Source organism: Acidobacteriota bacterium, assembly GCA_035471785.1.
Taxonomy (GTDB): Bacteria; Acidobacteriota; UBA6911; order RPQK01; family DATIPO01; genus JANQFM01.
Map to the genome: position 1 here is coordinate 31,676 of DATIPQ010000113.1, position 13,364 is coordinate 45,039.

At 63.0% G+C, this 13,364-nt stretch carries 11 protein-coding genes; 3 read left to right on the forward strand and 8 right to left on the reverse strand.

Annotated elements, in window-relative coordinates; genetic code table 11:
• Positions 1-20: 20 nt before the first annotated feature.
• The 7 genes from VLU25_16875 to VLU25_16905 all read right to left on the reverse strand — a co-directional run bounded on the left by VLU25_16875 (position 21) and on the right by VLU25_16905 (position 6,238).
• Positions 21-1,082 (reverse strand): cyclopropane-fatty-acyl-phospholipid synthase family protein, encoded by a 1,062-nt coding sequence (locus VLU25_16875; protein HSR69607.1) that lies wholly within the window; start codon positions 1,080-1,082, stop codon positions 21-23.
• The gene (locus VLU25_16880; GenBank protein HSR69608.1) at positions 1,079-1,891 is read right to left on the reverse strand and encodes a DUF1295 domain-containing protein; all 813 of its coding nucleotides are present in this window, start codon (positions 1,889-1,891) and stop codon (positions 1,079-1,081) included. Before VLU25_16880 ends, VLU25_16875 begins: the two co-directional genes overlap by 4 nt.
• Position 1,892: 1 nt before the next feature.
• Positions 1,893-2,420 carry a DUF2878 domain-containing protein gene (locus tag VLU25_16885; GenBank protein HSR69609.1) on the reverse strand — a complete coding sequence of 176 codons (528 nt, stop codon included), beginning with the start codon at positions 2,418-2,420 and terminating at the stop codon, positions 1,893-1,895.
• 15 nt (positions 2,421-2,435) lie between these two features.
• Positions 2,436-3,719: a cyclopropane-fatty-acyl-phospholipid synthase family protein gene (locus tag VLU25_16890; protein ID HSR69610.1), complete on the reverse strand. Its 1,284-nt coding sequence runs from the start codon at positions 3,717-3,719 to the stop codon at positions 2,436-2,438.
• Positions 3,716-4,498 carry a DUF1365 domain-containing protein gene (locus VLU25_16895; protein ID HSR69611.1) on the reverse strand — a complete coding sequence of 261 codons (783 nt, stop codon included), beginning with the start codon at positions 4,496-4,498 and terminating at the stop codon, positions 3,716-3,718. The genes VLU25_16890 and VLU25_16895 overlap by 4 nt, the downstream gene beginning before the upstream one ends.
• A 2-nt stretch (positions 4,499-4,500) precedes the next feature.
• Positions 4,501-5,805, reverse strand: a complete 1,305-nt coding sequence (locus VLU25_16900; protein HSR69612.1) for an FAD-dependent oxidoreductase — start codon at positions 5,803-5,805, stop codon at positions 4,501-4,503.
• Between the two features lie 88 nt (positions 5,806-5,893).
• Positions 5,894-6,238 (reverse strand): nuclear transport factor 2 family protein, encoded by a 345-nt coding sequence (locus VLU25_16905; protein HSR69613.1) that lies wholly within the window; start codon positions 6,236-6,238, stop codon positions 5,894-5,896.
• Between the two features lie 146 nt (positions 6,239-6,384).
• Between VLU25_16905 and VLU25_16910 the strand changes: the two genes are divergently transcribed.
• The gene (locus VLU25_16910; GenBank protein HSR69614.1) at positions 6,385-7,986 is read left to right on the forward strand and encodes an FAD-dependent oxidoreductase; all 1,602 of its coding nucleotides are present in this window, start codon (positions 6,385-6,387) and stop codon (positions 7,984-7,986) included.
• On the opposite strand, the gene VLU25_16915 is transcribed toward VLU25_16910, so the two are convergent.
• Complete coding sequence (locus VLU25_16915) at positions 7,961-8,986, reverse strand: LLM class F420-dependent oxidoreductase (protein HSR69615.1); 1,026 nt, start codon at positions 8,984-8,986, stop codon at positions 7,961-7,963. The two genes, VLU25_16910 and VLU25_16915, sit on opposite strands and share 26 nt — an antisense overlap.
• A 568-nt stretch (positions 8,987-9,554) precedes the next feature.
• Here VLU25_16915 and VLU25_16920 point away from each other — a divergent pair.
• Together VLU25_16920 and VLU25_16925 are read left to right on the forward strand one after the other, a co-directional pair.
• Complete coding sequence (locus VLU25_16920) at positions 9,555-11,672, forward strand: DUF5916 domain-containing protein (protein HSR69616.1); 2,118 nt, start codon at positions 9,555-9,557, stop codon at positions 11,670-11,672.
• Between the two features lie 64 nt (positions 11,673-11,736).
• Positions 11,737-12,942: an endonuclease/exonuclease/phosphatase family protein gene (locus tag VLU25_16925; GenBank protein HSR69617.1), complete on the forward strand. Its 1,206-nt coding sequence runs from the start codon at positions 11,737-11,739 to the stop codon at positions 12,940-12,942.
• Positions 12,943-13,364 lie beyond the last annotated feature (422 nt).

Consider the following 13,364-nt stretch of genomic DNA (forward strand, 5'->3'; position numbering starts at 1 on the left):
ATCCGATCAGACTGTAAATTTTACAGTCCGGGGGCGCCGTTTGAAGGTTTTCTGGCGAAAAGATAGTGGGATACCCACCATTCCTGACCCTTTCGATAGTTGAAAAGCTCTTCGCAGGACATAAAAAAGATCCTCCACCGCTGCAGGCGCCGCCAGGCTTCTTCTTCTCCGTAGGTCTGTTCAAAGAGTTGCAGCACCTGCCCGCGGGAGCGGTCGAGGTTACGCAGCCAGGCCCGAGCCGTGCGTCCGTAGTGGGTCCCCGCCACTCTCCAGTGGCGCAGCAGATGCAGATCGTCCTGGTAGTAGAGCAGCAGGTCGTCTGAAGGCATGATTCCACCGGTGAAGAAGTGACGTCCCATCCAGTTGCCTTCGCCCTCGGTCAGGTAAGGATAGGCGAAGTTGCGATGGCAGAAGATGTGGACGAAGAGCTGTCCTTGCGGCTTCAGCCAGCCGGCGATGCGCCTCATGAGGCGCCGGTGGTTGTGCAGGTGCTCGAACATCTCCACCGAGACCACGCGGTCGAAGCGTCCTGAAGGCGAAAAGTCGTTGACGTCGGCGGTGACGACCTCGAGGTTGGATATCGCCCTTTGCCCAGCCTGTTCTTCGATATAGCTTTTCTGAGTGGCGCTGTTGGAGACCGCCGTCACCGAGGAGCCGGGGAAGCGGGCGGCCATCCACAGCGACAGCGAACCCCAGCCGCAACCCAGCTCCAGGATGTCCTGTCCGTCGGCCAGCCCGGCCCTGCGGCAGGTCATCTCCAGCATGGCGGCCTCGGCTTCGTTCAGGCTCGAGTCCGGGGCGGGCCAATAGCATCCGCTGTACTTGAGGTGCTCTCCCAGCACCAGGCGATAGAAGTGGGCCGGCACCTCGTAGTGCTGCTCATTGGCCTTGTCGGTGTGGAGGGCGATTTGCCTCTCTTCGTTGGCCTCAATGAATTCTTCCAGCGCCTGTCGTCGCCGGGCGCAGTCGCGCGGAATCTGAGAAGTGCGGGCTTTGAGCAGCCTGCGGATGCCGGCTCGGATGAGGGGGTCGGGGATGCGTCCCCGTTCGGCCCAGTCGATGGCGGTGGCAAGAAGACTCACGACGGTTCCTTTCCGGTGTCTTGCGCCGCCTCTTCCTTGGGGAACCAGGGGACAAAGGCGCTGGTGGTGCGCTGGTAGCGGCGGTAATCCTCTCCCCGGCTCTTGAGGGCGCGCTCTTCGGTGGGCGGAATGCCGGTTACCTTGAGGATGAAGAAGAGCATCAGCAAGGGAGAAAGCAAGGTCACCCAAAAGTAGGCTTGACCGGCCGCCATCAGCGGGTAGGCCCACCAGTGCAGCCATTCGAAGAAGTAGTTGGGATGGCGGGAGTAGCGCCACAGCCCTTGGCGGCAGGTGCGTCCGCGCGTGGAGGGATCGCGTCTCCAGCGGGCCAACTGGCGGTCCGCCAGCGTCTCGCCGCCGATGGAAGCCGCCATCACCACAACCGCCAAACCGTCCCACAGGGAGAGCGGATCGGGGTTTACGGCAACCACGGCGAAGGGAAGCGCCAACAAGACGGCCAGCGCTCCCTGAGCCTGAAAGAAGACCAGGAAGAAGGGCTGAACTTTGTCGCCCCAATTCTCGCGGATCTGCTGGTAGCGGCCGTCTTCCTGGCCTGAAAGAACGCGGTCGAAAAGCAGGTAGAGTCCCAGGCGCAGCGACCACGCTCCCACCAGCAGCCCCAGCAAGAGGCGGCGCTGGGGATCTCCCGAGCCCAAGCTGGCATAGAAAACGGCCAGGAAGCCCAAGGCAAAGGTCCATCCCACGTCGACGATTCCGGCGTCACCGCTGCGGCGCTGCCAGATCCACAGAGCCAGCATCGCCAGAGCGATTACGCCCCAGCCCTGAAGCATCAGCGTCCAACTCAACATCTCACTTCTCCTCCCCCGGCCTCGACTGCGGCACGGCGCTCAACCAGAGCAAGAAGGGTACAGTGGCAGACCAGGCCGCGGCCAACATGAGCAGGCTGTAGACCCCATGCAGTTCGACTGCCCCCAAGCGGGCTCCCGCCCAGTAAGCCAGCGGTCCTGACACCATACCCAACAGTCCTCCCAACACATAACGTTCCTGCAGCCACTGCATGGAGGCGCGCAGGGTCAGTGCGAAATTGGCCCACAATGCCACCATCCAGGGCCGCGACAGCCAGGGCGGAAACTGCCGGTCGAGAAAGGTGAAGACACCGGACAATGCCAGCAGGCTGTCCAGAACCAGTCCCAGCAGCGAGACCGACGCCAGCAAGCGTAGTTCCCGCTTTCGGCAAGCGGGTGGCAGGCCCTTCAGGTTGAAGACAGCCAGTCCCGCCACCGCCAGCGGCCCCAGCCACAGGTAGCCGTAGGCCGCTCCCAGCACGCAGGCGAACCAGCCCGCCTGGAAACCGATGAAATTGGCGATTGTGCCCATGCCGATTCACCCTACTTACGTTCCCGGGAGAGCGTTGTCGAGGAGAGGCCTGCGGCGGCAATGGGGCTTGGCCAGCAGCATCTGCACGTCTCCGATATAGCGCTCGGCGAACCCTCCCTCGCAGTAGCAAAGATAGAACTCCCACATGCGGATGAAATCCTCCGAGAATCCCAGCTTCCGCACCGCCTCCAGGTTGTCGGAAAAGCGCTCCCTCCAGTCGCGCAGGGTGCGGGCGTAATGGGGGGTGATGTCGTCGAGATGAAACAGCTTCAGATCGGTCATCCTGGCCAGAGACCGGCAGATGGAAGCGACCGATGGAAGGCATGATCCGGGAAAGATGTAGCGCTTGATGAAGTCGACGTTGCGCCGGGCCTGCTCGAAGAATGCGTCGGAGATGGTGATGGCCTGCAGCAGCATCATTCCCTGCGGTTTGAGAAGCTGGGAGCACTTGCGGAAGTAGGTGTCGAAGTAGTGATGACCCACGGCCTCGATCATTTCGATGGAGACCAGCTTGTCGAAACGTCCGCCAAGATTGCGGTAGTCCTCCAGCAAGACACGGACGCGGTCTTGCAGCCCGGCCTCTTTCACCCGCTCCAGGGCGGCCTGGTACTGGCGGCGCGAGATGGTGGTAGTGGTGACCCTGCACCCGTAGCGGGAGGCGGCGTAAACGGCCATGCCGCCCCAGCCCGTCCCGATCTCGAGGAGGTGATCGCCGCGCTGGAGCTCAAGCTTGCGGCAGATGGTCTCCAGCTTGCGCCGCGAGGCCTCCTCCAGCGAGTCCTCCTCAGCCCCCTGGTAGAGGGCGCAGGAGTACATCATGTCCGAACTCAGGAAGAGTTTGAAGAACTCGTTGCCCAGGTCGTAGTGGGCGGCGATATTGCGGCGGCTTCCCCTCCGGGTGTTCTTGTGCAGCCAATGGAAGGGCGCACGCAGGGGCGCGAGCACGCCAGCCCAGCCGCTTTCCAGCGAGGCCTGAAAGCCCCGGTTGAGAAGCATGATGCGCATCAGCCGGGTCAGGTCGTCGGCCTTCCACTCTCCTCTCATGTAAGACTCTCCCGCCCCCACCGAGCCTCCCAGCAAAGAGGGATAGAAGGCCGGGTCGACGACCTCAACCCGGGCGCAAAGCCGGGCCTTTTCGGCTCCGAAGGTCCATTGGCCCTGGGCGTCGCTCAGCACCACACGGCCGTGGCGCAACTGGCTCAGGCGCGAGATCAGGATGCGGCGGGCCAGGCGCTGCAGACCCGAAGGCCGGCTGGCTGGACGCGAGGCGGTTTTCCAATCGGCTGCAATCTGACTCATGACTCGATAGGGTTCCGTTTTTCGGGGTGAGTGAAAAAGGGCGCTCTCTTCAGCCACAGGCGCAGGGCCTGCCAGTAGATGGCACCCATCACGCGTCCCGTCATCAGGGGGAAGCGCAGGAGAGAGAGCGCCAGGCCGAGGGTGGTGATGGGACGCCGCCGCAGACGCAGAGTAGCGTCGAAAAATCGGCTTCCCCGACGGTAGTTCTCCATGTGCACCAGCAGGTCCTGGCCGGGTAGGGAGAATCGCCAGCGATAGTCCAGATCCATGTCCATGAAGGGCGAGACATGGAACTCCTTGGATAGGCCGTAGAGCCTCCAATCCCGCCCTTGATCGAGGCAGTTGAGACCGTCGCAGAGCACGTAATGGTGACGCTCTCCCCAGGGAGTGTTGTCGATCTCGGCCACGATGCTGTGGAGGCTCTCGTCGCGGTTGAAGCAGAAGAAGAAGCTGACCGGATTGAAGCAGTATCCGAAGTAGCGCAAGTGGGTGAGCAGCCGCACCGGACCTTGAGGCCTGCGGCCCGTCTTCTCCTCCACCAATCGGCGCACGGCCAGGGAAAGGTCCTGAGACTTGCCCTGCAAGTGGTCGCGGCGGCGGAAACGGGCCGCTGCCGGAAGACGGCGGCGCGGGTCGGCCGTCCACAGCCAGCGTCCCCGAAAGACCGAGGGCAACTCTTCCAGATCGAGGTAGACCATGAAGAGCGGGTAGGCGAAGCGGTGACCGACCGGCGCAAAGCGCCGATGGCGGACGCGTCCCCAATAAAGGCAGCTCTTCATCTTCACAGCTCCATCCCGAAGGCCCGGCACACCCGCAGCGCACTGTTGACTCCGTCTTCGTGAAAGCCGTAACCCCAATAAGCCCCGCAGTAATGAGTGCGGCGGCGTCCGCTGATGTCGGCGTGGCGGCTTTGGGCCCGCAGGGCCTGCGGCGTGTAGACAGGATGTTGGTAGACCAGGCGCCGAAGGATGCGGGCAGAGTCGATATCTCCTCGGTTGAGCGTGACACAATACTGACGCTTGGCTGCCAGAGTCTGCAAGCGGTTCATGTGGTAGGTGAGGGCCACGGATTGCTCCTGACGGGGCATCAGGTGGTAGTTCCAACTGGCCCAGGCCCGGCGGCGGCGGGGCAGCAGAGCTCGATCGGTGTGAAGGACGGCCTGATTGGGCTGGTAGGCGATCGAGCCCAGGATCTCACGCTCGGCGCGGTCGGCGTCCCGCAGCATGGCCAAGGCCTGATCGCTGTGGGCTCCGATCACCACCTGATCGAAATACTCCCACTCCTGATCGGGCGTCTTCACCTCCACTCCGCGGGCAAGGCGGCGGACCCCCACCACCGGAGAGTTGAGTCGTATGCCTCGGCTGAAGGGCCTGATCATCTTTTCGACATAACGCTGCGAGCCCCCCTTGATCACCCGCCATTGCGGACGCCCGGACAGGTCGAGCATTCCGTGGTTGTGGAAGAAGCGCAGCATGAACTCGATAGGCATGTCGCGCACCCTGCGCGGATCGGCCGACCAGATGGCGGCCGAGACGGGAAGCAGGTGATGGCGCACGAAGCTGCTGGAATAGCGGTGGTTGCGCAGGAACTCGCCTACCGTGGTCATATCCGCCGCGGACGCTCCCTTGCGCTGGACGGAGCCGTTGCCGTTGGCGTGAAGGCCGCCGTTGCCGTTGCCCGAGAGCATGCGCTTCCCCTGGCGGTAGAAGCGCACGATGTCAGCCACCATGCGCAGGAAGTCGGGACGCAGCAGGTTGCGCCGCTGGGCGAAGAGTCCGTTGAGCGAGGAGCCCTGGTACTCCAATCCGCTCTCTTCGCAGCGCATGCTGAAGCTCATGTCGCTGGGCTGGCATTCCACCTCCAGGCGGTCGAGCAGCCGCCTGAAGTTGGGGTAGGCGCGGTCGTTGAAGACGATGAATCCGCTGTCGATATGAAGGGGCTGCCCGTCGGGGTCCTCGATGCGGTGGGTGTGGGTGTGGCCGCCGATGTAGTCGCCGGCCTCGAAGAGGGTAACTTCGTGCCGGCGCGACAGGATGTAAGCGGCAGTCAAGCCCGAAACGCCACCGCCGATCACCGCGATTCTCACAATTGCTCTCTCCTCTCTCAGCCAGCAAGGACGCGGCTCTGAGCAGAAAAGATACAAAAGTTGAGAAGTCTTGTCTAACTTCTGTCTTTTAAAAGACGAAGAAGCGCTCGTGAATGATCTGTCCGTCCTTCCAGCGCTGGACGGCCACCTGATCATACTTGGCGTGGCCCAACTCCTTGTGCTGGTAGTCGAAATGCCACTCCACCATGGTGACTCCGTCGCCCACCGCCACCGCCTTGACCTCGGCGTTGTTGAAGGCCGTTACTCCGCTCAGCCACTCCTGCTCGCGTTTGCGGTTGGTTTCTTTGCCTGAATAGGAGCCCTGGTTGTCGATCATCACCACCTCGGGATGGTAGTGCTTTTCAAAGGCTTCCAGGATCTGCCCCTGCAGAATCATGCTGTTGAGGTCTTCCACTTTTTCCTTCAGGTCCATTTTCGTATCTCTCCATGTTTTGGATTCATTGGTTGACCGGTCAATTGTTGACCGTCGACTTTAATGGATGCCGCCCGGCCCTTCGAGGATTCGCCTGGTGCTTCCGCAGGGTCAGCGAAGGAGGACAATGGTAAGGTTGTAAATCGATGAAACGAAGCAACATGCTGAGGCGGATCGGGTCGGCCTCCGAACCCTGGGACGTGATCATCGTCGGCGGGGGCGCAACCGGGTTGGGGGCGGCGGTGGAGTCGGCCTCGCGCGGCTACAGGACGCTGCTGCTGGAGCAGGACGATTTCTGCAAGGGCACCTCGAGCCGCAGCACCAAGCTCATTCACGGGGGCGTGCGCTATCTGGCGCAAGGCGACGTGTCGCTGGTCCGGGACGCCCTGCGCGAGCGCGGACGGCTGATGGCTAACGCTTCCCATCTGGTGCGCCGCCTGGCTCTGGTCATCCCGCGCTATCGCTTTTACGAAGGCTTCTACTACGGCCTGGGACTGAAGATCTATGACTGGCTGGCGGCCCGCCGCAACCTGGGTTCGTCACGGTTGCTGGGAAAGAGCGAAACGCTGCGCCTGCTGCCCACTCTCGAGCCTAAAGGACTGAGGGGAGGGGTGCTCTACTACGACGGACAGTTCGACGATGCCCGTGTGGCCGTGGCATTGGCCCGCACCGCCGCCGACCAGGGAGCCACGCTGCTCAACTACGCCCCCGTGACCGGCCTGCTCAAGAGCGGCAGCAAAATCAGCGGAGTGGCGGCTGAAGACCGGCTGGGCGGCGGGAGCATGGAACTGAGTGGCAAGGTGGTGGTCAACGCCACTGGGGTCTTCTGCGACGCCATCCGCCGGTCCGACAATCCCCAGGCTGAAGAGATCGTGGCGGCCAGCCGCGGCTCTCACCTGGTGCTGGACCGCTCTTTTCTTCCTTCCGAGGCCGCCCTGCTGATTCCCAAGACTCGGGACGGACGAGTACTCTTCGTCATTCCCTGGAGGGGGCGCACCCTGGTGGGGACGACCGACATTTCCACCCAGGAGAAACCCCTCGATCCCTGGCCCTTGCAGGAAGAGGTCGAGTATATGCTGGCCCACGCCGCCCAGTACCTGACCAGGGACCCTCAGCGCGAAGACATCCTGAGCATGTTCACGGGCCTGCGTCCGCTGGTCAAGGGCGACAGCCAGGAGGCCACCAAGTCGCTTTCCCGCGACCACACGCTGCTGGTATCAGACTCGGGACTGGTCACCGTCACGGGAGGCAAGTGGACCACCTACCGCAAGATGGCTCAAGACACCATCGACCGCGCCGCCCAAGCGGGAGGATTGCCGGCCGTCCCTTCGGCCACCAAGCATCTGCGCCTGCACGGACACCGGGAGGATCCCGGCAGCGGCGGACGTTTTGCCAGCTACGGATCGGACGCCCAATACCTGGAGGAACTCATCGCGGCCGACGAGTCGTTGGGGCGTTCTCTGCACGAGAACCTTCCTTATTGCCGCGCCGAGGTGCTGTGGGCCGTGCGTGAAGAGATGGCCTGCCGGGTAGAGGACGTGCTCTCGCGGCGCACGCGGTCCCTGCTGCTCGACGCCAACGCCGCCATCGCCTGCGCACCTCAGGTGGCGCGCATGATGGCCCGCGAGCTGGAAGAGGACGAGTCCTGGGCCGAACGCGAATGCCGGCGCTTCATCGAAACCGCCCAAACCTACCTGCCCGCCACCGAGCAAATCCGTCCCGTCAGGAACGAGCCAGGGAAGCCATGACCTGGGCTGATTGGATGTCGTTGGGGGCTACGATGAGGGTTCCGACGGGAGAGTCCTTCCACATCGCCAGCAGATCGGCCAGGCGCTCGGCGGGACCGCACAGGGCCACTTCATCCACCAGCTCGTCGGGGACGGCCATGGCGGCCTCGCTCTTCTTGCCGTCCAGATAGAGATCCTGGATGGCGGCTGCCTCCTCCTCGTAGCCGTAGCGGCTGATCAGGTCGTTGTAGAAGTTTTTGCCCTTGGCGCCCATGCCTCCCGCGTAGAGGGCCAGGTTCTTTTTCACTTGCAGCCGGCAGGCGTCGACGTCGTCTCCCGCCACCACGTGGACGGTGGGCGCGACGTCCAAGTCGTCCAGGCTCTTGCCCTCGGCTCGCGACAGGCCCTCCTCCAGCAGGGGGCCGAAGTAATCCATGCGCTTGGGGGAAAAGAAGATGGGCAGCCAGCCGTCGGCGATCTCGGCCGTCAGGGCCGTGTTCTTGGGTCCCAGGGCGGCCAGGTAGATGGGGATGCGAGGGCGCAGCGGCTCGTTGATCAGGCGCAGCGGCTTGCCCAGTCCGGTGCCCTTCTGGACAGGGATCTGATAGTGCTCGCCCTGGTGGGTGACCGGCTCCTCGCGGGCCAGCATCTTGCGCACGATGGAGACGTACTCGCGGCTGCGGCCCAGCGGCTTGCCGAAGGGGACGCCGTGCCACCCCTCCACCACCTGAGGACCCGACACTCCCAGTCCCAGCAGAAAGCGTCCGCCGCTGAGAAAGTCCAGCGTCATGGCCGTCATGGCCGTGTTGGCCGGGGTGCGGGCCGGCATCTGCATGATGGCCGTCCCCACCTTGATGCGCTTGGTGTGGGCCGCCATCCAGGTCAGCGGCGTGACGGCGTCATAGCCGTAGGCTTCGCTGGTCCAGATGGAGTCATAGCCGAGCATCTCGGCTCCTTTGGCCATCTCGATGAGTTGACCGGGATCGCGGTGCTGGTATCCGAAAGTCAGTCCCAATCGCATGAGGCCGATAATAGCCGATTGGCCCCGGCAGGCAAAAGGCCGAAGCAAGTCCCGGACCCCGGGAAAGGGCCACCCTCCTCCCAGAGAGCTTGCCCCAAGGAACCGATAGGAGACACGCCTGGTGGGAGGCGCATCCCTGCGGCGATGGAGGCGATGCCGCAAGAGGGCTGGCCGGAGAAGCCGGCTGACCGTTCCATAACGGAGTCTTCTCAGCAGGCTTCCGGTCGCTCTGGTGGGGATCGCCGCAAGGATGCGCCTCCCACCAGGCCAAGGATCACCGGTGAAGGCAAAACCGGGGAAAGCCGGCTGGCCGTTTCACAAAGAAACCCCAATGAAGGGCGTCTGATTTCACAGGACGGAGAGAGATCAATCTTTTCCATGCCATAGACATAATGCATTGCTTCTAAGGCTGGACGCGGAGGCGCTTTTGGACCAGAATAGGGGTTCGGCTGGACTCGTTCAGGACGTAAGGAAGACAAGTGTGGGGATGAGCGGCTTCTGTTTCGCATCGGCTTTTTTATCGGTAATTGTGTCCCTCTCTGCGGGCTTGATGGCCGGCGAGGATCCCATGTTGCGTCCCCGGCCGGCGCTGGAAGCCGTGCGGGTGGACGACCGACCTCAATTGGACGGCGAGGTATTGGCGGAGGAATTCTGGCAAGCCATCGAGCCGGCCGCCAGCGAGTTCTTCCAGACCACGCCCGAGGAGGGCGCGCCCTCCTCGCAGCGGACCATGGTCAAGGTGGCTTACACCGACCAGACCCTCTTCGTGGGCGTTATGTGCTTCGACGACGACCCCGCCACCATCGTGGTCTCCGACAGCCGGCGTGACGCCTCGCTGAGGGAGACCGACAGCTTTCAGATCATCTTCGATACCTACCGGGACGGGCAGAATGGATTCGTCTTCGGGACCAATCCTGCCGGCATCGAATACGACGGCCAGGTCAGCCGGGAAGGCAGCGGAGGCAGCGCCTCGGGGGGCGGCTTCAACCTCAACTGGGACGGAGCCTGGGTGGTGCGCACCAAGATGGGACCCGAGGGCTGGAGCGCCGAATTCGCCATCCCCTTCACCACCCTGCGCTATCCCTCTCTGCAGGACCAGAGCTGGGGACTCAATTTTCAGCGCAACATCCGGCGCCGCAACGAAACCGCCTATTGGTCGCCGCTTTCCCGCCAGCACGATCTCTTCCGGCTTTCCGACGCGGGAGCGTTGACCGATCTGCGCATTCCCAGCCAGCGCAACCTGAAGGTCATCCCCTACGTGCTGGGAGAGATGCGCAAGACGGGAGATCAGGAAACGCTGCGGCTGGGCGACGCCGGAGCCGACGCCAAGTACTCCATCACTCCCGCCCTGACCCTCGACCTCACCTACAACACCGACTTCGCCCAGGTGGAGGTCGACGAGCAGCAGATCAATCTCAACCGCTTCAGCCTTTTCTTTCCTGAAAAGCGTCCCTTTTTCCTGGAAAACGCCGGACTCTTCGCGGTGGGCGATCCCGGCAACACCGAGCTTTTCTTCAGCCGCCGCATCGGCTTGGCCCAGGGCCGGGAAGTACCCATCGTGGGCGGCGCGCGCCTGACCGGAAAGGTGCGCGGCACCAATATCGGCTTCCTCAACATGCAGACCGAAGAGGTGGGCGGGCTGACCCAGGCCAACAACTTCACGGTGGCCCGCATCAGCCGCGAACTGCCCAACCGCTCCTCGCTCGGCGCCATCTTCGTCAACCGACAGGGGACGGGCGATCTGGCGCCCGCCGACGACTACAACCGCACGCTGGGATTCGACGGGAGATGGGGCATCGGCGAGTACGGCTCGGTGTCGGGTTTCTTCGCCAAGACCTTCGATCCCGACCTGACGGGAGACGACCACGCCTTCCACCTGGGCACCAGCTACGAGTCTCAGGCCTGGCGTTTGAGCTTCGACTACAACGAGGTGGCCGAAAATTTCAATCCCGAGGTGGGATTCCTGCGCCGGGGAGGATTCCGCAGCCCTTCCTTCCTGGTCTTTCACACCCACCGGGTCAAGGGAAACAAATGGGGACTGCACGAAGTGCGTCCGCATGTTTCCTGGGAAGGGTTCTGGGATTTCGAAGGCTTTCAGGAGACCGGATTCCTCCACATCGACAACCACCTCGAGTGGAAGAACGGGGCCGAATTCCACACCGGGGTCAACGTCACCCGCGAAGGAGTCAAAGAGCCCTTCGAGATCAGCGATGGCGTGATCGTCCCGCCGGGGACTTACGACAACAGCGAAGTGCAACTGGTGGCCAATTCCAACCGGGGAGCCTGGTTGAGCTTCGACATGAGGGCCGTGATCGGGGGATTCTTCAGCGGCGACCGGGTCAACCTCGAGCCGGGAATGCGGATGCGTCTGGGAGAGCGCTTCATCACCGACCTGAGCTGGAGCCGCAACGACATCGAACTGCCCCAGGGCGACTTCGTCACCAACCTGGCACGCCTGCGCGTTTCTTATTCTTTCACGCCGCGCCTGCATCTGCAGTCGCTGATCCAGTACAATAACGTCGCCGACGTGTGGTCGACCAACCTGCGCTTTTCCTGGCTGCAGGCGGCCAACACCGGCCTGTTCATCGTCTACAACGACGTACGGGGTTTCGATTCTTTCAGGGGTCAATCCCCCGACCGCAGCCTGCTGATCAAGTTCAGCCGGCTTTTCGACGTTTTCAACTGAGCGCCCGCCTGGCGGCATGAGACAGCCCGCTTATTCCTTGGCGGGTATGTTAAACAGTAAGAGCATGGATAAGCTGTCCCAGCCGGCGCCGCCCTCGGGGCTGCGTCACGACCTGACTCGTCACTTCGAGAGCTTGAGCCGTTTCAACTCCAGCCGGGCCCTGGAGCGCTCTTCCTTGTGGAAGGAAATCGAAGACGAAGTGCGCCGGGTGATGGACACGGTAGTGCAGGAAGACTTCTCGGACGGAGACGCCTGCGAGCGGACCGACCGGGTGCGCGCCACGGCCTGGAACATCGAGCGCGGCAACTGCTTCGAGGGCATCCTGGAAGTCCTCAGCCAGCATCCTCAGATCTCCGCCAGCGACCTCTTTTTCCTCACCGAACTCGACCACGGAATGGCCCGCTCGGAGAACCGCGAAGTAGCGGGAGAGCTGGCCCGCCATCTGGGCCTCAACTATGTCTTTGTGCCCTGCTACATCAGTCTTGTGAAAGGCAGCGGTCTGGAATACCACGTGGAGGGCGAGAACACCCTGTCTCTGCACGGCAACGCCCTTTTCTCGCGCTATCCCATCCGCAACGCCCATTCCATTTCCCTTCCCAACGGCAAGGACAAGATGCGGGGCAAGGAAAAACGCCTGGGGTACCAGCAGGCGGCGGTGGCTACAGTGGAGCATCCCCAGGGGGACTTTCACGCCGTCTCGCTGCACCTGGACGCCCATTCCTCCCAGCGCCACCGCCACCGCCAGATGAAGCTGGTGCTCGACCACCTGGACCGGCTGGAGCCCCTGCCGGTGCTGATCGGCGGCGACTGGAACACCACCACCTTCAACGCCGCCCGCGCCGCCTACTCCATCATGGGCTACGCCCGGCGCGTCCTCATGGGGGTGCGCAACGTGGTGGAAAACCATTATCCCCACCCCGACCGCTGGTTCGAACGCCGCCTCTTCGGCGAACTGGAAGAGCGCGGCTACCGCTACAAAGACCTCAACGAGCCGGGCGGATGCACCCTCCACTACGACATCGACGATATCGCCGTCAACACCAACATGGCCGACTGGGTTCCGGGATGGTGCTTCTGGTTCATCGAGTGGGCCGTGCAGCGGGTGGGCGGCAATTGTTCGCTCAAACTGGACTGGTTCGCAGGACGCGGCTTGCAGCCCGCCAATCACGGCCATCGCCCCCGCGTGGTCTCCGAAGTCCACTCCCGCAAAGAGCCCCTCTCAGACCACGACCCCATTCTGGTCGACGTGGAACTCAGATCGGGACCCTAGCTGGCCGGCTGCGCGGGAGGCGCATCCTAGTAGCGGCGATTGGCTAGCTTGGACCAGTGCAGCGCGTCAGAAGTTTTGAGCCACCCTGTGGCGTTATCCCACGCTTTCAGCGTTTGCACCTTTGCCTTCCGAAACCCAGGGTGGCGCCGCCGTCTCGCTGGCGCTCGCCGCGGCTGACCCTGGGCTGGCGAATCGCTCGCCTTCAGCGAGCCCGGACTTGACTTCCAACACAGTCGCTGGGCTGGCGAATCTGTCTCTTTCAGACGGCCCATGAAGGGACAAAAAACGGCGGCCCTGGCCCAGAATTTATGACCGGCAGCAGTGGTGCTGCCGGGTGACCAACAAGTTCACACACGAATCAAGCTTCAGCGACCGCGGTGAAGGCCTAATTGCTCTCGGCGGTATGAGGCTGCTCGCTATGC